General features: G+C 60.1%; 21 protein-coding genes and 2 pseudogenes. 6 read left to right on the plus strand and 17 right to left on the minus strand.

Annotated features, from left to right (window positions below; translation table 11 throughout):
* The first annotated feature begins 735 nt into the window (after positions 1-735).
* A complete protein-coding gene (locus EKN06_RS09690) occupies positions 736-2,406 on the plus strand; it encodes an FAD-binding protein (RefSeq protein WP_240654751.1) in 1,671 nt (556 codons plus the stop codon).
* 9 nt (positions 2,407-2,415) lie between these two features.
* Here EKN06_RS09690 and EKN06_RS16125 read toward each other — a convergent pair whose 3' ends face one another.
* The 12 genes and pseudogenes from EKN06_RS16125 to EKN06_RS09750 form a co-directional block, all read right to left on the minus strand.
* Complete coding sequence (locus EKN06_RS16125; protein ID WP_127612677.1) at positions 2,416-3,111, minus strand: VOC family protein; 696 nt, start codon at positions 3,109-3,111, stop codon at positions 2,416-2,418.
* A pseudogene (locus EKN06_RS09700) lies at positions 3,086-3,574 on the minus strand (arginase family protein); the annotation flags it as partial. The gene EKN06_RS16125 and the pseudogene EKN06_RS09700, both read right to left, overlap by 26 nt.
* Before the next feature lie 77 nt (positions 3,575-3,651).
* Positions 3,652-4,515 carry an archaetidylserine decarboxylase gene (asd, locus tag EKN06_RS09705; RefSeq protein ID WP_127612678.1) on the minus strand — a complete coding sequence of 288 codons (864 nt, stop codon included), beginning with the start codon at positions 4,513-4,515 and terminating at the stop codon, positions 3,652-3,654.
* Positions 4,516-4,767: 252 nt separating this feature from the next.
* Positions 4,768-5,574, minus strand: coding sequence for a lipid II flippase family protein (locus EKN06_RS09710; RefSeq protein WP_127612679.1), 807 nt, complete (start codon positions 5,572-5,574; stop codon positions 4,768-4,770).
* Positions 5,575-5,638: 64 nt separating this feature from the next.
* A complete protein-coding gene (locus EKN06_RS09715; protein ID WP_127612680.1) occupies positions 5,639-6,418 on the minus strand; it encodes a sulfite exporter TauE/SafE family protein in 780 nt (259 codons plus the stop codon).
* Positions 6,419-6,449: 31 nt separating this feature from the next.
* Positions 6,450-8,915, minus strand: a complete 2,466-nt coding sequence (locus tag EKN06_RS09720) for a TonB-dependent receptor (protein WP_127612681.1) — start codon at positions 8,913-8,915, stop codon at positions 6,450-6,452.
* A 121-nt stretch (positions 8,916-9,036) separates the two neighbouring features.
* A complete protein-coding gene (locus tag EKN06_RS09725) occupies positions 9,037-9,207 on the minus strand; it encodes a YezD family protein (RefSeq protein ID WP_127612682.1) in 171 nt (56 codons plus the stop codon).
* A gap of 134 nt (positions 9,208-9,341) precedes the next feature.
* Entirely contained in the window at positions 9,342-9,791 is a 450-nt protein-coding gene (locus EKN06_RS09730; RefSeq protein ID WP_127612683.1) for an RrF2 family transcriptional regulator, read from the minus strand.
* Positions 9,792-9,843: 52 nt separating this feature from the next.
* Complete coding sequence (gene chrA / locus EKN06_RS09735; RefSeq protein WP_127612684.1) at positions 9,844-11,160, minus strand: chromate efflux transporter; 1,317 nt, start codon at positions 11,158-11,160, stop codon at positions 9,844-9,846.
* 823 nt (positions 11,161-11,983) lie between these two features.
* The gene (locus tag EKN06_RS09740) at positions 11,984-13,021 is read right to left on the minus strand and encodes a S66 peptidase family protein (protein ID WP_127612685.1); all 1,038 of its coding nucleotides are present in this window, start codon (positions 13,019-13,021) and stop codon (positions 11,984-11,986) included.
* 723 nt (positions 13,022-13,744) lie between these two features.
* Positions 13,745-14,467: an ImmA/IrrE family metallo-endopeptidase gene (locus EKN06_RS09745; protein ID WP_127612686.1), complete on the minus strand. Its 723-nt coding sequence runs from the start codon at positions 14,465-14,467 to the stop codon at positions 13,745-13,747.
* 104 nt (positions 14,468-14,571) lie between these two features.
* Positions 14,572-14,901 (minus strand): helix-turn-helix domain-containing protein, encoded by a 330-nt coding sequence (locus EKN06_RS09750; protein ID WP_127612687.1) that lies wholly within the window; start codon positions 14,899-14,901, stop codon positions 14,572-14,574.
* A 107-nt stretch (positions 14,902-15,008) separates the two neighbouring features.
* On the opposite strand from EKN06_RS09750, the gene EKN06_RS09755 reads away from it, so the two are divergent.
* From EKN06_RS09755 to EKN06_RS09765, 3 genes are read left to right on the plus strand one after another with little or no spacing between them, the layout of a single operon-like run.
* A complete protein-coding gene (locus tag EKN06_RS09755) occupies positions 15,009-16,337 on the plus strand; it encodes a site-specific DNA-methyltransferase (RefSeq protein WP_127612688.1) in 1,329 nt (442 codons plus the stop codon).
* Complete coding sequence (locus EKN06_RS09760; protein WP_127612689.1) at positions 16,337-17,173, plus strand: DUF5681 domain-containing protein; 837 nt, start codon at positions 16,337-16,339, stop codon at positions 17,171-17,173. The genes EKN06_RS09755 and EKN06_RS09760 overlap by 1 nt, the downstream gene beginning before the upstream one ends.
* Before the next feature lie 11 nt (positions 17,174-17,184).
* A complete protein-coding gene (locus EKN06_RS09765) occupies positions 17,185-18,102 on the plus strand; it encodes a hypothetical protein (RefSeq protein ID WP_127612690.1) in 918 nt (305 codons plus the stop codon).
* Positions 18,103-18,196: 94 nt separating this feature from the next.
* Here the strand turns inward: EKN06_RS09765 and EKN06_RS09770 are convergent.
* From EKN06_RS09770 to EKN06_RS09785, 4 genes and pseudogenes are all read right to left on the minus strand, one after another.
* Positions 18,197-18,477: pseudogene (locus EKN06_RS09770) on the minus strand (transposase); the annotation flags it as partial.
* A 76-nt stretch (positions 18,478-18,553) separates the two neighbouring features.
* Positions 18,554-19,357, minus strand: coding sequence for a hypothetical protein (locus EKN06_RS09775; RefSeq protein WP_127612691.1), 804 nt, complete (start codon positions 19,355-19,357; stop codon positions 18,554-18,556).
* A 145-nt stretch (positions 19,358-19,502) separates the two neighbouring features.
* Positions 19,503-20,348 carry a hypothetical protein gene (locus EKN06_RS09780; RefSeq protein WP_127612692.1) on the minus strand — a complete coding sequence of 282 codons (846 nt, stop codon included), beginning with the start codon at positions 20,346-20,348 and terminating at the stop codon, positions 19,503-19,505.
* 104 nt (positions 20,349-20,452) lie between these two features.
* Positions 20,453-21,676 (minus strand): S8 family serine peptidase, encoded by a 1,224-nt coding sequence (locus EKN06_RS09785; protein ID WP_240654757.1) that lies wholly within the window; start codon positions 21,674-21,676, stop codon positions 20,453-20,455.
* A 65-nt stretch (positions 21,677-21,741) separates the two neighbouring features.
* On the opposite strand from EKN06_RS09785, the gene EKN06_RS09790 reads away from it, so the two are divergent.
* Positions 21,742-22,248 carry a sigma-70 family RNA polymerase sigma factor gene (locus tag EKN06_RS09790; RefSeq protein WP_127612693.1) on the plus strand — a complete coding sequence of 169 codons (507 nt, stop codon included), beginning with the start codon at positions 21,742-21,744 and terminating at the stop codon, positions 22,246-22,248.
* On the plus strand, positions 22,245-22,937 hold the full coding sequence (locus tag EKN06_RS09795) for an anti-sigma factor family protein (RefSeq protein WP_127612694.1): 693 nt from the start codon (positions 22,245-22,247) through the stop codon (positions 22,935-22,937). The genes EKN06_RS09790 and EKN06_RS09795 overlap by 4 nt, the downstream gene beginning before the upstream one ends.
* 112 nt (positions 22,938-23,049) lie before the next feature.
* Here the strand turns inward: EKN06_RS09795 and EKN06_RS09800 are convergent.
* A partial coding sequence (locus EKN06_RS09800) for a winged helix-turn-helix domain-containing protein (protein WP_164844022.1) occupies positions 23,050-23,342 on the minus strand: 293 nt, incomplete at its 5' end.

Below are 23,342 nucleotides of genomic sequence, written 5' to 3' on the forward strand. Positions count from 1 at the left end.
CATGCCCACAAGGATGCAAATGTCCCCGATTGACCAAAACGCCTGAGCGCCATCGACGCACGGCAAAACCGTGGGCGCTGCGGTATCCGAATATTGGCTTCACGAAAAAAACGAGCCACCGATACCTCCATCCCGGACGGCACGAAGGTCGTCTCGGGTCTCCAAATGAGAGAAGTAGTCGCTTGTTACCGGTATAATTTACAAATCAGGGAAATCCCGTAGGGCAAATATGCGTAGACGCTAGTCACCGCCGACCCGATTGATGGAGTTGAGAGGCAAATAAAGTTGCGCATAGCTGCCGCCAGGGAATCTGCGCATTCAACAAACCAAACTTTTCAATCTCTGTTAACAACTTATTAACATGTTTCTACACTGCCTCAAAGGGCAAATCGCTGCGTGCAGATGGCCTGTTATGCTTGGCCTAACTTGAGTTAACTTGTCAAAACAAGAATCTGTTCGATTTCATCTATTTGCCGCACCGCATCACTCGCTAACATTCCCCGTTCATAAAAGCCTTCCAGTAAACCGGGCCAAGCCTTCAATAGGGAAATGGGTGGGACGCAGTCGTGTCGAGACTCGCACGAAGCAAGTCGAGTCGAACTACTCATCGCAATCTTTGCCAATCGGTGCCTCAAGACGAGCGCACTAGCCAAAGTGTCAGTCCGTTGAATGACGGCTCTCTCCTCCTATGCGTTTCAAGTACAAGAGATCGCAAAGCAGATGAGAGGATGCCGCATGGCGGGGATGGATATCGATTTCGACTTTCTGGTCGTTGGAAGCGGCGCTGCCGGGCTCGTCGGCGCCATCGGCGCCTCCATCATGGGCTTGCGCCCCCTGATCATCGAGAAGGCCGACGTATGGGGCGGAACGACAGCCATCTCAGGCGGCGTGCTTTGGATTCCCGGCAACGATGTGATGGCCCGCGATGGCGACAGCGATGATGCGCAAGGCGCGCGCAGCTATGTGAATGCGCTGCTGGGTGACGTGACAGAGCGTGAAATGGCCAAGGCCGAAGCTTTCCTGGCGAACGCCCCCGAAATGGCGCGCATGCTGGCAGGGGAAGGGCTGAACTGGATCCGCAGCCGGAAGCATCCCGATTATTATCCGCATGTTACGGGCAGCAGCGTCGGTCGCACCCTTGAATCGGCTCAGGTCGACGGCAGGATGCTGGGCGACAGGTTCCATACGATGCGCGCGGCCAGCCTTGATCTGCCGGCGATCACCAGCGACCAGTTTGGAACGGTGACACGGGCCAAGACGGCGCCCGGACCGCTTCTGGAAACCGCCCTAACCGTCGGCCGCTACAAGGTTCGCCGGCTGCTCGGCCAAAAACCTCTCGGCAACGGCCGCGCGCTGGCCGCGTCCTTGATGAAGATCGCAATGGCGCGCGGCATCCCGATCCGCCTTTCGACGCGCTTGATTGAATTGCTCCACACGGACGGAGCGGTCACCGGGGCCGTAGTCGAAAGCGATCATGGGCGGGAGCGACTGGATGCACTTGCGGGCGTGCTGCTGGCAGCCGGCGGCTTTGCGAGAAACGCGGCGCTTCGCAAGGAGTTGCAGGACAGGGACAGGGTATGGACCAACGCGATCCCCGAAGATGAAGGGGACGCCTATGCCGCAGCCTCCGCCATAGGCGCGGATCATGAGCGGACCGACGATTGCTGGTGGATGCCGTCGATTCAGGTCAGCCCATCGGCGAACGGCCTTGCGCTGGGCTTGCGCGCGCTTCCGGGCAGCATCGTGGTCAACGCCCAAGGGCGGCGCTACATGAACGAAGCTGCGTCTTATATGAGCACCGGCAAGACGATGTTCGAAAATGGCGCCGCGGACGCCGACCACTGGCTGATCATGGATGGCAAGTTTCTCAAGCGTTATATCTTCGCCGAACTCTCGCAGAAAGGCATTCGCGACCAGATGATGGCGCAAGGATACCTGAAGCGCGCCGCGTCGATCCGCGAGCTTGCGATCCAATGCGGGCTCGATCCAAACGTGCTCGAGGAGACTGTCGAACGGTTCAACACCTTCGCACGCGAAGGACAGGATCTCGACTTCGGACGTGGCAATACCGATTACGACCGGTATTGGGCCGATCCCAATCATGAACCGAACCCCAGTCTGGGTGAAATACGCCACTCTCCTTATTGGGCAGCGGTCTTGCGGCCCGGTGATCTCGGCACCAACGGCGGTATTAAAACTGACGAGTGGGCTCGTGTGCTCGATACATCCGAACGTCCGATCACGGGCCTTTACGCAGCCGGGAACTCGGCCAGTTCTCCCTTTGGTCGGACCTATCCCGGCGCCGGGGCAACTATCGCGGCGGCATCGACCTTTGGCTACATGGCAGCGATGCATGCCGCCAAACGGCACCGGAACGCGCCATCAGCACCCATGGCGCAGATTTAACATCGAATTTTAAGGAAGGTTTCGGCCGTAATCCGCCATGGGGGTCACGAATTCGATCATATTGCCATTGTTGTCGCGGACGAACAGAATCCGCCGTGCCGCGTCGGGTATATCGGTGGGCGGCAGTTCGATCGGCACTCCTCTTGCCGCCAGTTCGCGCGCAACGGCATCCACATCGGGGACAAGAAAGGCAAGATGGACGATGCCCCTGTCATCGAGAGCCTCGAAGACATTGGCCGGCTGACGTTGGTGCTGAAGTTCTTTGGGAGTTCCAACGACCTCGATCATGAAACCGTTCAGCTCAATATAGGCGACCTGAACACCGGGCAGGGTCGGGATGGTCCATTCGCGCTGAATATCGAAGCCCAGCTTTTCCCGATACCAAGTGATCGTCCCTGCGTAGTCCGCGGTGGAAATCATCACATGATCGGCGCGTATCTGCGCCAGCGGATCGGGGCTGGATGGTTCTGGGCCGGATAGTTCGAGGCTGGACGGTTTGACCGGGGTGTCAGCCGCCAGGGCCATCGGCGCGGCTAATGCCATTGCCAGCACGCTGGCGCCGGCAAGATGGGCGAGGGTACGTCGAAGATCTGCCAAGCCTGTCACTCCGGTTACATCGCCCATCACGGATGTTTTGCAGGTGAGTTTAGCGTTGCCAACTGTGCATTTCGGCAGACCGAGCCAAGGCATCCAGATATTCGTCATCGCTCGTTAAATCAGGCAATGCGATGTCCAAGGATGAGAGCCCCTTTCTCTAGGGGAAGTTCTTTTCGGCGTGGGTCGACAGCGTAAAGATGTCACTATGGCCCGACTTAAGCACCACGGTCCCGTCTCCCTGATGCACATCGAAGTCGAGAATCAGGATGCGCGAAACGTCGCCTTCCTCGATCAATCTGTTGGCAGCCACCGCAAGGTCATTAAACACAGTACCCTGCGCCGATGTTCGCTAGGACATGGTGGCTTCCACCTGCGCTATTAGCTGCAAACCCGTGCTTAATAGCCAGCTTTGCCGCGAGCCATGTCCCGCCCGGTGAGAGTTGCGATCTGTGCGCAGTCCGCTCGCCAATCGTAAAGCCGATACGCCGTTGCTTGGCGGCAGGACGGTGCAACTGATGACCTCTTCGCCATAATCCGGGTGGTGGATGGCTTCGAGCCACACCCTCGGCATGACTTGGAGCACACATGCAGCATCGTTACGCAGGTGATGGGCCCGACCACATCATGCGTTTCGAGGCAATCGGACGGTCACTGCTGCTCGTGAAACGGTCGATTGCCCATCAGTTCGCCAAGGCGCACCGGATGTTCCGAAGCCCAGTTTTCGTTGAAGGCGATGGTGTCATGCCTGAACAGCATCACGATCGTTGAACCCAGCAGGAAACGCCCCATTTCCTCGCCCTTCTTCAGCTCGATGTCCTGATCGGCATAGGTCCACTCGGAGATCTCGCCGGTCCGCTTTGCATTGACCACGCCGTGCCAAACGGTAGCCATGCTTCCGACAATGGTCGCGCCAACGAGCACCATCACGAACGGACCGTGTTGCGGCGACTGGAATACGCACACAACACGCTCATTGCGAGCGAACAGGTTGGGCACGCCCCGCGCGGTTGTCGGATTCACCGAAAACAATGCGCCAGGTACGTAGATCATGCGCCTTAGCGTGCCGTCGCATGGCATATGCAGGCGATGGTAGTCCTTAGGTGACAAGTACAGATTGGCAAAGCTGCCGTGGCGGAACAGGGCGGCCAGCTCAGCATCGCCGCCGACCAAATCGGCGGTCGTGAAACGATGACCCTTGGCCTGCAGGATGTGGTCGTCATCGATCGCGCCATACTGGCTGATCGTTCCGTCTACCGGGCACAGGAAATCGGCCGACGCCAACGGTCGCGCACCGGCTTTCAGCCGACGCGTGAAAAACTCGTTGAAGGTCTTGTAGCTGGCAATATCAGAATTCTCGGCCTCGCTCATGTCGACGCCATATTTGGCTACGAACCAGCGGATCAGCGCCGTCGTCATCGAGCCGCCCCGCGCTCCGGCGATACGCCCGGCGAAGGTAGTCAGACGCTGCTTGGGCAGCAGGTATTGAGGCAGGACTTTCAGGCGATCGGACATGCTATCTCATAACGCAAACAGGGGCGATATGCTGCCAGCAGTCCATGGTCAATTTTTGAGTCAGGAAAAGACAGTCTCCTTTGCGACGGCTATCAAATTTTTGGGTCATTCAAATGTAATTTGCGAGCAGATTCAGGTTGATCAGACTGATGACCGCCCGCTTTCTGAATCGCCATTTTCAGGCCTCAGAAGTATTTCGCGGAAGTCGTCGCCGACCGCAAATTAGCTTATAAAATCAGCCAGAGACCAGCACTAGAGGATCTCCGAGGTGTTCGCGATCAAGATCGCGGCCGGCAGCAGCAGAGCCTGCGCCAACAAGGTGCCGACCAGCCGGCTAATCGAAATCCATACCATTGTACGCCGGAACACGGTTTCGGGGATCGTGCCATCGACCACGTCGTCGGTCATGGCCGATATCTGCGGATCGATCAGCGCGAACAGCAGGATGGTGGCAAAGCCGTTGACGATGGCGGACATCTGCGATGCGGTGACCCGGAATTCGGGGCTGAGATATCCTGCGTAAAGCGATGACAGGACGCCCACCACCAAAAGCGCCTGCGCCAGGCAGTTGGCAAGCAACACGCTCCAACTCACGCCGCGCGGTTTGCCAAGGGCGCGCACGGTTTCGGACGACGGGATCGCAATCGATTCCCGTATGGTGCGCAAGCCCGCCGGCGTCGCGGTGCGCAGGATGAGCCGCGTCGTCGAACGGTTATGCTGAAAGGAAAGGATCGCCCGGGCAAACAGCCGCTGCCCCGTCGGCACCAGCAATATGCCAAGGGCAACCGCCAACGCGGCCGAGAACAGGACGATCCTCAGATCCCACAGCAAGGTCGCGCCCCCGCCGTCCGTCAAAAGCGCGGTCTCGATCCGTTTGGCGATGAAAGGACCGAGAAATCCGTTGGACGTGCGCGATATCAGCAGCAGGATGTTGAAGAGAGCGAAACTCAGCGCGATCCGCCGGGTCCGGACCCCTGCAATTCGCGCGGCATAGGCAAGCGCGCCGATGAGGTTGATGACCCCTGTCAGCAGGCAGATCGTGACAAGTTCGCTATCCATGTTCGGCGCTCCCAAACGTCCGGAATTCCAGGCCCTACGGATTGTCGGGCCGCCCCAGCTCGACCTAGAAGATCGGCCAGGCGCGGATGATCGAGAACATGCTGGTCGCAACCAGCACCACGGCAACCGCGCACAGCAACAGGCGAGGCTTGACGCGCTTGGCGATCACCGCGCCGAACGGTGCTGCGGCAACCCCGCCGACGATCAGGCCCATTGTCGCAACCGTGAACGCCTCCAGCCCGATCGATGCGATGAAGGTGATCGAGATCGAGGTGGTCAGCAGAAATTCGGCAGTGTTTACCGTGCCGATCGTCTTGCGCGGATCGCTGCCCTGAACCAGCAGGTTGGATGTCACCACCGGGCCCCAGCCGCCACCGCCCGCGGCATCGAGAAATCCGCCAGCCACTGCCAGCGGCGCAGTATACCGGGGATCCCGCACATCGGTTTGCAGTTCGCGAAACGCCTTCCACAACAAGTAGAAGCCGATCCCCGTCAGGTACATCATCACGAAAGGCTTAGCGACCGAGGCATCGATATTCGACAGCAAGTAAGCCCCACTCACACCGCCCAGCACACCGAACGGCACCAACCTGCGGAACAGGCGCCAGTCGATATTCCGGTGCCAGATGTGGCTGGCCCCCGAAGCGCTGGTCGTGAACATTTCAACGAGATGGACACTGGCCGAAGCGCTGGCCGGCGGGATGCCCAGAACGCTGACCAGCAAGGTCTGCGAAATCACGCCAAATGCCATACCCAGCGCGCCGTCGATCATCTGTGCCGCAAAGCCGACCGCGATGAACGGCAGCAGATGATAGATGGTTATATCCGCCATGAAATCGAACATGAGGTAGTCCCCTTCGCAAGTTCGCGATTGATCAGAATTTGGCGGCGATTGTAAGTCCGTACGTTCGCTGATCGCCGGGCTGCCCCACGATCAGGCCAGTGTTGCCCGATGGCACTGCGAGCTGCTCGAAGTATTGGGCATCAAAAGCGTTGCGCAGCCAGCCGAACACGTTGAGGCCGTCGTCGCTGCGAAATCCTGCGCGGAAGTTGGCGATCGTGTAGCCCCCGACCTGGGTGTAGATCGACGGCGTTGGGTTCGACGAGAAGCCGGATCGGGTGTTCGCATCGACGCCCACATAGACTTCGCTCTCTTGCCCCAGAAAGCTCACCGGCGCGTTCGCTTCGGCGCCATAGGAGAACACCCATTTGGAAATACCCGGCAAATCCTGCCCGGATATGTCGCAGTTTGCCGGGCTGTTGGTGCCAGGCGCGCCGGGACTGCCGATGACTGCGCCCGACCCGCCCCCCGACAATTCGGGCGGGCAGGGCGCGTCAGCGAACTGGCGATAGGTGGCATCGGTATACGACCCGGCGACATAGGCATTCAAACGCTCGGTCGGGCGGATCGATACGTCCCATTCGATGCCCTGCGTACGGACGGCTTCGGCATTCGCGAGATAGCCGCGCTGCACGCCGAACTGACCGTTGACGACCAATGCCTGATAATTCTGAATATCGGTCCGGAATGCCCCGAGGTTGAGCGTGACCCGGCCGTCCCAGAACTGCGACTTTACCCCAACTTCATAGTGCGCAACCGATTCGGGCAGCACCGTGCCCGCAGCCAGGATCGGATTGCCGACGGCATCGTTGGGCACACCGTTCAGGTTCACGCCGCCGGGCTTGAAGGTCTTGGCGTAAGTCGCATAGCCGTGGACGTCATCGCCCAGACGGTACGTCGCCGTCAGGTCGTAACTGAAGTTCCAGTCTGAAAATTTGGGCGCGAACCGCTGGGGCGAAGCAACCCCGCGCTGCGCCACGATGCGGGGATCGGTGCTGGCAAAAGTGACGAGTTCCCCGGCCCCGTTGACGACCACGGAGTCATAGAGTCCAACCTTCTTGTCGTAATTGACGCGGAAACCGGGCTGGATGCTGAGCCGGTCCGAAACCTGCCAGGTAAACTGGCCGAACACGGCAAGGCTGGTGTTGTCGAGACGGATGTCGTTGTTGGCGGTCAGCCCGTCCAGAACGCTCGGATCGTTCGACAGCGCGTTGGACGGCGCAAGCAGCCAACGGCTGGCAGCAGGCCCGAAGCGGGTCAGACCTTCGGTCCGAACTTCCTGCCTGAAGCCAAAGGCCCCGAGCAGGAAGTCGTAGTTTTCGCCTTTCTGCGAATAGCGGAGCTCTTGCGTATATTGGGTTTGTTGCGACGGATTGTTGGACGCCGTGTTGATCGGCAGCCCGGTGAAGTCGCGATCGTTTTCAGGCAACCAGTCCCAATAGCGGTATGCCGTGATCGACGTGAGCGTTCCGGGTCCCGTGTCCCAGATCACCCGCACCGAGCCGCCGCCGATTTCATTATCGGCATTGAGCGGTGCATCGACGTCGGTCAGCCGATCAAACGGGTTCGTGCTTACGACCGCATACCCCTGCGCCGCGGCAAGTGCATCGTATTGCCGATCGAGCGTTCGCTGGGTCGCCGCGGTGCGCACGTATATCTGGGCGCAGCATTCGGGGTTCTGACGGCTGACGTCGCCTGCGAAAAGCACTTCGACATCGTCGCTTGGCTGCCACAGCAGCTGGGCGCGCAATCCAAGATTGTCCTGTTCGTTGATCCAGTTGTTCGACGTGACGTTGTAAATTGTTCCTCGCCGACCGGTCGATGAAATGGCGAAGCGCGCCGCCAATTCGTCGGCCAGGGGGCCGGACAGCGATGCCTTGGCCTGCTTGAAACCGAGGTTGCCGAAAGTGACCTCGGCACTCCCTTCGAAATCGAAGGTCGGGCGCCGGGTCGTGATGTTGACCGCGCCTGCCGTGGTGTTCTTGCCATAGAGCGTGCCTTGCGGCCCGCGCAGCACCTCGATCCGATCAACGTCGAGAAAGTCGAGCGTGGCCGACGCGATGCGCGCGAAATAGACGTCGTCGACATAGATGCCCACGCCTTGGTCGAACCCGTCGTTGGTCAGCCCGAACGGCACCCCGATGCCACGGATGTTGATAGCGGTGTTGCGCGGATTGGACGAATAGAAGTTCAGCGCCGGGGTCAACTGCTGCAGCCGCTGGACGTTGAACGCGCCGGTGGCATCAAGCTGTTCGCCGCTCAGCACGCTGATCGCCACGGGAACTTCCTGCGCGGTTTCCTCCCGCCGGCGTGCGGTTACCATGATGGTATCGCCGGACACTGCGCCGGAACCGGCAACGGCGACGGCACCGGCAACGACACCGGTATTGGCCTTAGGTTCAGGGATTGTGGCAGCAGATTCGTCCTGCGCAAAAGCAGGGGTCGTGGGGACGAGCGTCGCGCTGAGCAGCAGCAGGCCGTGGAATGATTTCGAATGCATGGTTTCGCTTTCAGAAACTGGAATGCATCCGGCTGTCCGGTCTGCTGGTCGTAAGGATGAAGATGGTGGCGCATATGGCTTGGGATTTGGTGCGGACCTGTCTTGGGGTCCGGTCGACCGCTCAGTCGCCGATCCGCCTGCGTTCGGTCACGTCGATTTGCATGACCCGCCCGTCGTGTACCGTGAGCTGGATCGCGCCATAGCGCAGACGGGAAAGGGCGTCGGTGATGACACCCAGCGTTTCTGGCAAGATTCCGGCGGTCTGGCCGGTTTGCTTGTCGTCTTTCGGCATTGCCTGACCTTTCGTTTAACGGCTTAGCACCGCACCGACTCTCTATTCTCAAGCAAATAAGTTGACAATATGGCGGCCGCCAAAGATTTTGAACTTGCGGCAAAAGGCAGGCTTTGCGCGGTAGGTCGCGCCTGTCAGGAAGCGGAGAAGTCCTCGTCCGTGAAAGCAGGGACGGGTTCGATCCGATCCGACAGGCGCCTGGAATCGAGCAGGCGCGCCGTGTGGTCCCGCACGTCGAGCATCAGCGCGCGAGTTCGGCACTCGCCTTCTTCGACACAGTTCTTGCATTTTTCATGCGCAAAGCGACTGGCGCAGGGGACCAGCGCCAGCGATCCGCGCATGATCCGGATCAGATCGCCATATGTGATGTCGATGGGCGATAGCGCCAGCCAGTATCCCCCATCGCGCCCGCGCTGCGATTCGACGAGGCCGAAGCGCGTCAGTTCGGACAGGATCACGGTGAGGAACTTGACCGGGATATTCTGCTTTTCGGCGATCTCGGCCAGCTGCACGGGGCCTTGACCATGGCAGTCGGCCAAGTGCTGCATGGCGCGTATCGCGTAACGGGTTTTCTGGGATAACACGGCGCCTTGTCTATCGCGCCGGTAGAATATCCAGTCAAGATTGATGCCGCGCTCAGACTGTCATGTGAAGCGCCAGCCCCAATCCCGCCGCCACGGCAAGGGTCCTGACGATGCCCCATTTCAGTCCGAAGATCAGCGCCGCAGACACCAGAGCAATCAGGGCCGCGCGCCAATCAAGACTGGCAAGATCGGGCGCCTGCCAGCGGAGCGGGCCCATTTCATTGGACGTCAGCTTCGCAAACAGCACATGCAGCATGAACCACAGCGCGAGGTTGGCGATCACGCCCACGACAGCTGCCGTAACCCCTGCAAGCCCGCCCTGAAGCGCGGGCGATCGCTGCATCCGGTCTATCCATGGGGCAAAGACGAAAATCCACATGAAGCATGGCGCAAAGGTCACCCATGTCGTCAGCGCCGCACCCAGCACACCGGCAAGAATTGGCCCGAAGGGATCGGGCGCGCGCATGGCCGCGAGGAACCCGACAAACTGGGTAACCATGATGAGCGGTCCGGGTGTCGTTTCGGCAAGGCCCAGCCCGTCAGCCATTTCGCCCGGCGACAGCCAGCCGAACCCGCTCACCGCCTCTTGCGCCATATAGGCCAGCACCGCGTAAGCGCCGCCGAAAGTGACCACGGCCAGTTGCGAAAAGAACACGCCGATGTCCCACAACACATGGTCGCGCCCCAGCAATACCAGGACCGCGATCATCGGCGCTGCCCATACCGCGCCCCAGACCACAGCCGCCTTGACGCTTGCGGGCCACGCACTTGCCAAGGGTTCGGAAGTCGGTTCCAGCGGCTTTACCGCCAACAGGCCCGGTCGCCTCGCGGCCACAAGCGCGCCAAGCGCCAGCGCAGCCAGCATGACCAGCGGAAACGGCGCGTCGAACAGGAACAATGCGACAAAGGCAGTGGCCGCGAGACATCGCTGGAGCGTGGTTTTCAGCGCGCGCCCGCCGATCCTGATCAGCGCCTGCACGATAATGGCCAGCACCGCCGCCTTGATGCCTAGAAACAGACCGGCGAACCACTGCAAGTCGGCCGCCACGGCATAGAGCATCGACAGCGCCAGCATCACAAGCGCGCCCGGAACGACGAACAGGCCGCCGGCTATCAGCCCGCCTTTCCAGCCATGCAGCTTCCAACCGATCCATGTCGCGAGCTGCTGCGCCTCCGGCCCCGGTAGCAGGTGGCACAAATTCAGGGCCCGTAGATATTCGTCTTCGTCGACCCAGCGCCGGTCTTCGACCAGCTCGCGATGCATCAGCGCAATCTGCCCCGCCGGCCCGCCGAACGACAGGCAACCGATGCGCGCCGAAACCTGCGTCAATTCCGACAAACTGGGGAAATGGTTGGATGTAGCGACCATACTCGCAAGACCTCCGGTCCCGCCGCGGCAGGTTCATGAGGCAACGCTTGGGCGAACCGCCTGACCGGGAGGTTGCTCTGGCCCGCACAAGAGTGATTAGATGCAATCGATCCGGCAGGCAACTCGCAACACTTGAAAGATTGCAGTCCGTTTTAAAACCCTCAATCCGGAATCGAATAACCGCCAATATGTGAAATGGCTGAGCTTGGGACGCTTGGAGACGGTCGGCTTTCGGAAGTGGGGGCGGGCGAGTTGGCCGGCATTTCGCCACAACATCGCGCGCTCTCGCCCACGACTCAGAATTTGGGGGCGTCAAACCCCGCAGAACTGCGCCACTTTCATGCCACAGGGCACCCGAGGGCGACATTATGTCTGCTTGGCTGACTGTTTGGTGCTCTCGAGAAGACTCGAATTTAATGACAAAACGACCGCAACTTTTGGCATTCCATTATCAAGGCCGATATTGAGTGATCAGTTTCGGCACCCCAAATGACCGATCTGGACCCTAGCGCGTCTCCGAGCCGAAAACCGGCAGGGCCCGCCCGATCCCGGACGGGCAGTTTTCTGCCAAAGGTTTTTAGCATTTGATCATAATTTTTCAGTAGTTTAGGACTGTTTTGTGCCCGCGCAGACTATCCAACTTTTGTTGCGTTTGACCCCAAGTGGACCTTTGCCGAATTTCGTCGCGTAGTTTCGGATCCTTGAAGGCCGCCAGTCTCCAATTTTGACCCAATGGCGGATCTGAGTTCGGTTTGTTGATCAAGTGCACTCGCCAGGTGCCGCCTAGCTTTCCCAACGCTCTGAGTTCGACAGGTGGAAATCCCTAAATAGCAACTGCTGGTTCAAGCATCCTGATCGATCCAGCATGGGCATCGATCTCAACCCGGACACCAACGGGGAGGCAGAACTGATTGGCCACGTGCCCGATGTTCGCACCCGAGAACGCAGGAACGCCGAGCGGCTCCAGATACTGGCGCAAAACTTCGGGAATGGTGAAGCCTGCATAGCCGGGAATGTCTGTTGTGCAGCGCGTGCATTGTCCAAAAACGACGCCTGCGACCCTCCCGAGAATTCCCGCTTGCCCGAGTTGGGTCATCATACGATCGATCCGGTATTCGGCCTCACCTGCCTCTTCCAGGAAAAGGATCGCGCCATCAAAGTCGGGCAGCCAGGGCGTGCCGACCAGCGCAGCAAGAACCGAAAGGTTGCCGCCGAGGAGTTTTCCCGAGGCCTTGCCCTTGCGGATCGTTGTGACGCGCCACCGATCTGGGGCCGTCGCTTCATTCTGGTTCACATAGGGGCTTGTGAATGTCGGTGTCCCGCCATCGAAGGCGATTTGCCGCAAACTGTCCAGGCTGAGTTCCTGCCAGCTGTAGAACGAGTTGGGGCCGTGGATCGTTGGGAAGTTTGCACGAGCGGCGATTGCGAGGTGAAGTGCAGTGATGTCGCTCGAGCCAATCAACAGCTTCGGATTTGCGCGGATGAGGCTCCAATCCAACAGCGGAAGAATCCGCGCCGACCCCCAACCGCCATGAACGGCGAAGACTGCGCGGACGCTCTTGTCGGCGTACATGGCGTTGAGAGCCTTGGCCCGTTGCTGATCAGTGCCGGCCAGATAGCCGTATCGTGATGTCACATTCTCGCTGACCTTGGGGTTGAGACCGATGTCTGAAATGGTGCGCTTGATCTTTTCCACTTCACCAGCGTCATCACTGAACATTGCCGGCGCAACCAACCCGACTGTGTCGCCTTCGCGAAGACGCGGAGGCTTGCGAACGCCATTCCGTCCGGACGCAAGAACAGGCATTCTCCACGTGGCCGCCACACAGAATCCAGCAATCGCAGAGCGCCGACTGATCATGGCGTAAGTCGTATCAGGTTCAGGCGGGCGAAGACACCAGCTCCCGAAAACCAAAAGACAAATGACCGAGGCTTGCCTGGATCTGATTCGTCCGATTGCGCGATATACGATCTACCTCGAGCATCGCACGAACAGGAAGCGCGAGCAGGAGGAATGCATCGGGGGCCAAGTGATGGGCTGGGGAAGCATTCCTTGGCTCAAAATGGACACGCCCAATCGACTTTCGTCGCCTAAACCGACCAGGCAGATGACGAAAACAAAGCAGCTTTGACCTGAGGCGAGGAAATTCCGCGCAGAGATTTTCGCACGTTCTTACCCAATAGTGAGACCATCTGGACTGTCTCTGGCCCCAGGGGGCACAATGGATGCCCGTGAAGCCCGCAGAACTGCGCCACTTTCCCCGAAGGGCAAGTTAAGTACTTGTCTCGGAAGGGTTTTTCTACTGCTTGGTGCGCGACGCAGTCCCGAGCGAACGGGTCTCTACGCTGTTTTCCCTGATATACAGGGAATTTACAGGGAAAGTGCATTTTTCGGCACCCAATCCGACACTGCCGAGGCCTTCGAAACCGCAGGATTCAGCCATTTCCTGGGTCAAATTCCCTGCGCGCAGAACAGGGAATCTTTCTGCCCGAACAGGGAGTAAAATTTTGCAGATCAGTGAATAGTTGCCGGCGGAACAGCGTACCGGTTGAGGGTCGGTGAGCCCGACCGACTTGACGCCAGTCAGTCGGTCTCGGCGCCTTCGGCGTGGAGCAGGATCATCGTCCACCCGTCGTTCTGGACTAGCACCTGCTCGCTCAGCAATTCCACCTTTCGTGCGGCACCCGAGCTCAACCAGATCTCCGGTTCGCACTCCTCCAACTGAGAGGCCTGCCCCGGCAAGAGCTGATGTCCATTGGCGATCGAGTCCATTGGAACAGCCTCGCCAATCCTGGGTGCGATCCACGGGAAGTCATCTGGCCGATGGGCCTGAACAAGCCGTCCATCCCTGACGACGACGAGGGCGAGCGTCTCGCGATGTGCATCAACGTAGCTTCGCGCCATCGCCGCCTTGCTGACGTTGAACTCGCCGGCCAACCGGACGGCTTCGTCGAGGTCCGGCTGCCGGCTCCTGAGATTGGACCGGATCCGCTTCGGCGGCATGAGTAGCGAAGCCGCGAAGCGGTTCGCCTCGACCTCCATCTTCCTTGCCCGGTTGGCTTCGCGAGGATTTTCGAGGCGCAGGTCTGCGTGCGAGCAGGCGAACTGTTCGCCATCGCGCGGCCGATGGCTACCGATCAGGAAATGACCCAACTCGTGCCCGATCGAGAATCGCCGACGCCGGGGCGACGTGCCTTGCGCTACGACAATGGAGCCCCACGCCTTGTCGGGGTGCATGAGCAACATCGCAGCGAACGAGGTCACGGGCTGGTCCTCGATGTCCAGAATATCGAGCCGCCGGCACAAGTCCTCGATCGAGAAATCTAGCGCCAGATCAGGATCGAGTTCGTGGATCCGCGCTGCGAGTGCAGAAGGCGAACCGACCCCATCGAGCTCGATCCGACTTAGCGTCAACCCTCTTGTTCCCGCCGCTTCTTCAAGGTCTCCATCATCAACTTGATTGTTTCGCGATCGCCGCGATCGAGGTTCTTAAGGTCGCGAAACATGGCGACCACCTCAGCCGGTTGGTCGTCGGCCTCGGGGTTTTCGCCGACGAGGTCAGCCACGCGCACGCGGAACAGTTCGGCCAGTTTGACCACGAGGTCCATAGACGGGTTCGCCGTGATCCCCTTCTCAAGGTTGAAGACGTGGGCCTTCGATATGCCGACGGCGTTGGCGACGTCCTGGAGTGACAGGCGCTGGCCGACGCGCAGGTCATGCAGCTTGCTGGCGAAGCTCATTGGAGGGTCCGTTCAATCGAGAATGCCGATATCATACGCCAAGGATTGACATTTGCAAGCGTTCAGTTTATGAGTACGGCTTCGGTCAAAACGATTCGGAGGTCGAGATGGGCATTACACAAGTCACGGATCGGGCAATTACCTCGCTCCGTCCCTACACTCGCAACGCGAGGACGCATTCAAAGAAGCAGGTCAGGCAGATTGCCGCTTCAATCGAGCGGTTCGGGTTCACCAACCCCGTGCTCATATCGGACGACGGCGAGATCATCGCCGGCCACGGTCGCGTGGAAGCGGCTAAGCTGCTCAAGTGGAAGACGGTGCCGACTATTGCGCTTTCGCATCTCTCCGAGACCGAACGTCGCGCCTACGTGCTGGCCGACAACAAGCTCGCGCTCAACGCCGGGTGGGACAAGGAAATCCTCGCGATCGAGCTCCAGACACTGGTCGATCTCGAGTTCGATATCGAGCTGACCGGGTTCAGTCTTGCCGAAGTCGACTTCGTGATCGAGGAGGCCGGCGAGGCTGATCCCGATGCCAGGGATGCGGTCGACGATGCGGTCGTCATAGCTACCGGCCCCGCAGTCTCGCGGCGGGGTGACATGTGGCTTCTTGGACGGCATCGGCTGCTGTGCGGCGATGCCCGCAGTGCGGTCGACTTCGAGGCACTGATGGAAAGAGAGAAGGCTGACCTCGTCTTCACCGATCCGCCTTACAATGTGAAGATCGATGGCAACGTCTGCGGGCTCGGCACCGTCAAGCACCGCGAGTTCGCGTTTGCGTCGGGTGAAATGAACCGGGCGCAATTCACCGGGTTTCTGACTGAGACCCTTGGTAATGTGGCCTCCGCCATGCGCGACGGCGGCATCGCCTACGTCTGCATGGACTGGCGACACATGGGTGAACTGCTCGCCGCCGGAGAGGAGGCCTTCACCGAGCTCAAGAACGTCGTCGTGTGGAACAAGACCAACGGCGGCATGGGCGCGTTCTACCGCTCCAAGCACGAGCTTGTCTTCGTGTTTAAGCAGGGTACGGCCGAACACACCAACAGCTTCGGTCTCGGCCAGACAGGGCGTTACCGCACCAATGTCTGGGACTACGCCGGGATCAGCTCGATCGGTGCGAGCCGTTCGGAGGAGCTCGCGATGCACCCGACCGTAAAGCCGGTCGCACTTATCGCCGACGCGATCCGCGACTGCTCGCGCCGCGGCGAGATCGTGCTCGATGCGTTCGGCGGATCGGGGTCGACGCTGATCGCCGCCGAGAAGACCGGGCGTTCGGCGCGCCTGGTCGAGTACGACCCGCTTTACTGCGATACCATCGTCAGACGCTGGGAAGCTTACACCGGTAAGCGCGCCACGCTTACGGTGACGGGCGAGACCTTTGAGGCACTCACTGAAGCCCGCCTTGGTCTCGAGCTTGGCAGCGAGGCGGCGTGATGGCCGGCGGGGCGCAGCGTAAAGTCAGGGACCAGGAGAATGACACAGCTTCGGAAGCTGACAACCTGCCAGCCACATACGCGGTCGGATACGGGAGGCCACCTGCGGAACATCGGTTCGAGAAAGGCCGCTCGGGCAATCCTTCCGGCCGACCACGCGGCGCAAAGAACAAGGTGCCCAAGGGCCAAGGTCTCGACTTCGGAACCCAGCCCGCCAATCAGATGCTGCTTGAAGAAGCCTATCGCACGATCAGTATTCGCGAAGGCGAACGGATCGTCGAACTCCCGGTCATCAAGGCCGTGTTCCGGTCGATGGGTGTCTCGGCGATGAAGGGGAACCGGCTCGCCCAGGCGACGATGGCGGAACTCGTGCGCGGTATCGAAGAGGAAGACCGCCGGCTCCGTTCGAGCCACTTCGAGACAGCATGCGAGTACAAGATCGGTTGGCAGCAGGCGTTCGAGCACGCCCGCAAGCATGGCCTCCCTGAACCGGACGTCGTCCCCCATCCCGACGATGTCATCCTCGACATGCGCCGTGCGGAGGTCCGCTACGAAGGGCCGATGACACACGACGAGAAGATGAAGTGGGATCGGATGCTCGAGCTCCGCGACGAGCTGCAAACGGAGATCTCGATGTTTGCTGCCAGCTACCGCGAGTGCGCGGCCATGAAGAAGCCGCCGTTCGATCACATGCGATCAACGGCAGGCCTCTGGGAACGCTACACCGCAATGTTCGACCGCATGAACGATCCGCTCCCTGACCGATACAAGCGGCGGCTCGAGGATCGGTTCTACCCAATCATGCGCGAAAAATTGGATGGGAACAAAGCCGAATGACCCCTCGACCTGTGAATATTCCGAAGTGGGTCCAACGCGAGCTGGAGCGCACCGACGCGAGTCGTGTTGTCGTTGCTGCGGTGCTGAATATCGGGAGCGAAAAGGTCGACAGGTACCGCGGCCTCGGATTGGCTCTGAGCGATGGAAAGATCGTTGCAAGCCCCCCTGCACCGCCGCCCCCGTCATCCGGCAAGTACGCGCGCCGGAATCTGGATGGCTGGACCGACAGGCGTGACGACCTTCCGCTGGAGAGCCGCGAGATTTCGAGTTGGGCTCCGAGCTGGAAGAGCGCCAGCTTTCACCTGATCAGCCGCCAGATCGACGCTTATCCGCTCGAGCATCACTCTGCGAAACTGCTTACCATCTCGGCGAGCGCTGTAGAGAATTTGGTAGATGCTGCGCTGGTCCGATTTCGGGTCGACCAGCCTCTTGACCGAGAGACAGAGAGTTTTGCTGCCGACCTTCTGTTCAACGTGCACCTTCTTCGGGAAGCCATCGGGGAAGCGCACGTATTCGACGCTGATCTCTCCGATGCCGATTTCGCCCGAATACAGCACGTCGACTGGGAGCTTTTGCCAGTCGGCTCGACGGATCGCGTGCTGGAGCGACTTGCGTCTCGAAATCCGAGAAATCCAGAGCGACTGAGAGTTGCTGGCGAAAGACTAAGAGTCCTTGATCGCCTCGGTCATGATGGCTTCATTCTTGGAACAGGCAAATTTGCAGGCTACTTCGGGGCGAAATTCGGAGATCGCCTCGTCGCTCTCGAGAACCTCGAATATGGAAATGCGCTCTATGTGTTCGAAGCGGATTGGGAGATTCTCACGCAACTGAGCCGGACCGAGTTGACCAGGCTTCGAGATCCGTCAGTACACCGTTTGCCCCACCTGCCGGGATGGCAATCCGCAATTCGGAAGCTGGTTAGACGATAATAACCGCCATGCGCCCTTATTGTGGTGAAAAACTCGCTGCTGGTTCGAGTTGAGGAGTGCAACGGATAGCGGGCGAGCGTTCCCGCGATGCCTCTCAGGTCATTGCGAGGCGCGGCACCGCCCGTATCTTGGCCAGCTTGCGAAGTCCTGGACTGCGGCAGCGAGGTGGAACTCATATTTTGCGCCGTTCGGACCGCGTAACCGCAAACGGTCCGGATTCAGAATGCGCTTGAGGTAAGCGAACAGCATCTCGACCTTCTTTCGCTGGCGACTTGAGACGAGATAGGCGTCTGTGCTGGCGATATCGCGAGCCATGTCGCGTGCACCCTCGTGGATGGAGCGGGTGACCTTCCGCTTCACTGCGTCACAGCACTGTAAGCAGACAATCTCCTTCGGCCTAGGGTCAGACACCGGAAAGTAGGCCGCCAGCGACAAATCTGTAAGTGGTCATTCAATTTAATGATACTCCAATTCGAAGGCCGGTCGTGAACTCGGGCGCGCCCTCGGACATGCCCGCCGATCCGTACAGCCCGAGCGAGAAAGCTTTGCCAAGCCGGCTGTTGAGGCCAGTGATCAGACGTTGGTCGCTGGCGACCAGTTCGCTTGCGTTGTCAGCATAGCGGTAGGACACGTAAGCTTGCGTTCGGGAGCCAATCATTGCGGCAAGACCTCCCGTTGCAGCATAGCTGTCCTGCAAATTGTAGCCTTCCGGACTGCCGGGCAGCGTATAGTTGACGCTGGCAAATGGGATAATGCCACCGGGAAGCGGTTTAGACACTTCTGCCCCAAGCGTGTAGTCGCTTTTGCCGGTGCCGAGATTGTTCTCTGCGGTCGGCAGCTTGACCCAACCCGATAGCGCCATGTTCAGGATTTTCGACGGGACGAAATAGCTCGCACCGATCTCGAGATCGCCCCAACCTTCGCGCGTAACGTTGTCACTTTGCGGTTGGTTTGGATCGAAGAGGATCGGCAGGCCGAGCACTCCACCCGGGACGACGTTCGAAGGGCCCTCGACCCGTCGGTAGGGTAATGTTGCCACAAGCTGGAGACGGCCAGTCGCTACTTTCAGGCTCGTCGGCGCCGATAGAATGTTGATCTCGGTACCGGTGCCATAATCGCCTTCTTCGTATTCCACACCGGTTGAAATCTCGAACTGGGGCCCGCCATTCTTCTCGGGCGAAGCCGGGGCCGCACTTTCATCGGCAAAGGCTGCAACCGGTGTGAGAAGTAGCAAGAAGGAAAGCAGGCTACGCATGTTTCTGATCCAGTCGATTTGATGCAGGCCACGGCCACGAGAAGCAGATGCCTCGCTTGCTTCGGTTTCCGTGGCGCTATGGTCGTCGTTTCAGGGTGCTCCCGGAGAAACAGTCCGCTTCTCCGGGAGCACTGACGGTCAGGGGTTATTCGGCTGCGTGGTCCTCAGCCTGCTGTTCCGCGACCTGGCGGACTTCACCCTCGCTCATCGCGGAGACAAGCGCATCGCCGCTGGCGCTGAAGTTGCCGGCCGGGAGCAAGGCGTTCATTCCGTCGACACTGACCAACACCTGCTCGACCTGCCCTTGCGCGTCCGCGGTTAACTGGCTGACGGTGCCGAACGCATTGCCATCGGGTCCGGAGACAGGCGTGCCGCTAGCAATTGCGAAGGCTCCATCGACCTGCGCAGCAGCACTGCCCGCGGCGGCGAGTTGACCGGCGGCAAGTCCGGTAATGCCATTGGCCGAACCCTGAGCGGTGCCGGAGACATTGCCCGCGACGTTCGCTGCGGTGTTCGCTGCACCATTAACCGTACCCTGGGCCTGAGTGGCAACGCTGCTCGCGGCCCCAACTGCAGAGCCCACAGTCGAGCGAACCTGATCGGTTCCGATCAACTGGGCATTGGCGCTGCCGCTACCTGAGGCCGATCCACTAGCCGAACCGGTTCCGGTAATATTTCCGACAGGGGCCTGGGTGGCGTGAGCAACCGAGCCTGCAATGCCAGCGTCTGCGCTACCATTGGCCGCAACGCTGCCGCTTCGCGTATCGACCGACTTGTTACCGTCCGCCTTAGCGGTGGCATCGACTGTGCCGCGCGTTGCAGATCGCACGGTCTGGGTCGGCGCGCTCAGCGGCCCGCCAATCGAACCTTGGCCATTCAGTGTGCCGCCGATCATTCCGCCAAGGCCGCCGCCGCCTCCGAGGATCTGGGCGTTGGCGGGAACCGCCACCGCGAGGACGACGAGTGCGGTTGAGATAAAGAAGGGCTTCATGATCTTGTCCTTTCATCGAATGTGCGAACGGGGCTTGTTCCGTCCGTTCGATGAGAAAACGGATCGCGGCTGACGTTTAATTCACGTCGGGCGAAAAAAATTCGTCAAGGACGGCAATCACCGCATAGAAGGCCGCGACCGTAGGTATCGTCGGCCCCCTTTTTGCCGAGATCGACGGCTTCCTTGTCGAGCTGAGCGACGATCTGCGATCGGCTGCCGGTATGGGCGGCAGCGCGGGCGGCTACCAAAGGCACGGCAAACGAGGTGCCGCGTACTCGCGTACGCTCGCCCTCAGCGTTGCGGACACGCAGATTGGCACCGGGCGCAGCGTAATCGAGATGGCGTGCCTTGCCCACCTCGAGTAATGCGCGATTGCGCCCGTCTACAGCGGTTACAGCCAGAACGTCGTTGTAGGATGCAGGGTAGGCGGGCGGTGCAGCCGGACCATCGTTTCCGACGGCGGCGACAATGATCACACCCTGGCGCTGCGCAGACGCGACCGCTTTTTCCAACAAGGCATTGCGGGGGCCGACGAGACTTATGGAGATCACCTTGGCGCCCCCTTGCGTCAACCAACCGAGTGCCTTGGCGATGGCCAGTGCATTGCCGCCCGCCGGATCGGTGCCGTAAACATCGGCCACGCGAAAGTCCTTAATGCCTGCGTATCGAAGCAGCGAGGCGATCGCGCTGCCGTGATTGCTTGGATAGGGCGCGCCCTCTACAAAGCCGCGTATAGACGACGGCCTAACATGATTTCCGGGCGCACCGTCGATCATGCCGACGGCGGAGCGGATCGATGTTGCCGACGCGGCCAACATTACGGGGATGGCCGATGCGGCCGCCCCACCGGCAGGGAAGTGGAGGTTGTCGGCGCTTACGGTGGCATCGGGCAACAGGTCGCGCAATGCCTCTTCGGCGTCCGCCAAGGACAGCGACCTGGGAACGATCAGTCGAACCAGTTCTATGTCCAGACCTTCGATTTTCTCGGTATCGCGGACGACAAATCCCGCTTGCCGGGCAATGGCCAGCGCTTCGGGGGGGGCATCCAGCAGAAACAATTCGCCGCGCCTTGCCGGATCGCCGTTGCTGTCCCGCTCAATGGAGTCGGGATGACTGCGCAGTAGCTTCGCAATCCTGTTGTCGCGGATTTGGAGCAAATGTCCCGCAACGCGCGTTGCGTCTGCAGTCGCATCCTGAACCGTATCGCCGACCGCGTCTGTGACATTTCCGAGCGGCGGAACGCCGATCGGTGGCAACCGCAGTTGCGCCGTCGCGGGCAGTGCCGTGACCGCCAGAACGGCCATGATCACAAGGAAAATGCGTCTCATCGGTGCCATTGTCCAAAAATCTGCCTTAAGCATGGATGAAACGCGCCACCCTATCCGTTTAATCCATGAAAGGCAGAGAAACCCTGAGCAATCGTTTCGAAGATGGCGTTGTGGCCCTGTTGCCTCGGTTGCGACGTTTCGCGATAGGCCTCTCGCGCGATTGGGCCGATGGGGATGATCTTTGCCAGATTACCATCGAACGCGCCCTTACTCGTCGCGAAAGCTATGAGCCAGGCACGCGCCTCGACAGCTGGATGTATCGGATCATGCGGAATTTGTGGATTGACGAACAGCGTGCACGGGGACGCCGGTCGCAGACTTTCGTATCGGAAGAGGCTGGCGTGGCCATCGGCGCGCTGGGCGCACAGGACGCTGCCGTTCAGTTGGGCGACGTGGACCGCGCCATGGCGAGCCTGCCCGATGACCAGCGCGAGGCGGTGCTTCTGGTGATGGTCGAAGGCTACACTTATCGCGAAGCGGCCGAGATCGTTGGCTGCCCGATCGGGACCTTGAATTCCCGGCTGGTTCGGGGCCGTGAAGCCTTGTTGGTAAAGCTGGGAGAAGCGGCATGAGCCTGACGCGCGAGGAACTGGCGGCGTTCGCCGATGGCGAACTCGATCCGGAACGGCACGCCGAAGTCGAACGTGTCGTGGCGGCCGATCCCGAACTGGCACGCGAAGTCGCGGCGCACCGTGCCTTGCGCGCCCGGCTGTCGGCGCACTACGCGCCAATCCTGGACGATCCGGTGCCGGAACACCTTGGCGCCTTGTTGCAGCGCCAGGGCAACGTCGTCGATCTGGCGAAGCGACGTGAATCCCAGTCCGCCGTGCGGTCCGGCATTCCGCGGTGGGGGTGGATCGCGGGACCAGCGCTAGCCGCATCGCTTATCCTGGCATTGTTCATCCCTCGCGATACCGCGTACGAGGGTTATGCGGGCAAGCAGGTCGCCGCTGCTCTCAACGATCAGCTTGTTGCCGCGCAACCTGCCAATGCGCGTGTTCGTATTCTGCTCAGTTTTCGTGACCATTCGGGTGCCTATTGCCGTGCCTTCGCTGAGGCAGAACAGGGCGGTATCGCGTGCAAGGATGCGCAAGGCTGGCGCGTGATAGACCGCCTTGACGGCAGTAACATCGAGAGTGGCGTATATCGCCAGGCTGGCAGTGTCCGCGCGGAACTGATGGCACATGCGCAAGAGATGGCCAAAGGCTCAGCGCTTGATGCGGAACAGGAAGCAGAGGCAAAGAGAAGGCTTTGGCAATAAGGTCAGTGAAATGTCTGTGATTTTGTAATTCTGCCCCAAACCAGACAGTCCGGAAACGGCCCAGACTGCGCCCCACGCCGAAGGCAAATGGCTGGACCGTCACAGCCCGGCATCAGGCAGCTGCAGAGAGTTCCTGCGGGTCGTCCAGTATGTAGCCGCGGCCCCAGACCGTCTCGATGTAATTGTCGCCGCCGCATGCCGTCGCCAGCTTCTTGCGCAACTTGCAGATGAAGACGTCGATGATCTTCAATTCCGGCTCGTCCATCCCGTTATACAGGTGGTTGAGGAACATTTCCTTGGTCAACGTCGTGCCCTTGCGCAGCGAAAGCAGTTCGAGCATCGCGTATTCCTTGCCGGTCAGGTGCACGCGCGAATTGTCGACTTCGACGGTCTTGGTGTCGAGGT

Source organism: Croceicoccus ponticola, from assembly GCF_004004515.1.
GTDB lineage: Bacteria > Pseudomonadota > Alphaproteobacteria > Sphingomonadales > Sphingomonadaceae > Croceicoccus > Croceicoccus ponticola.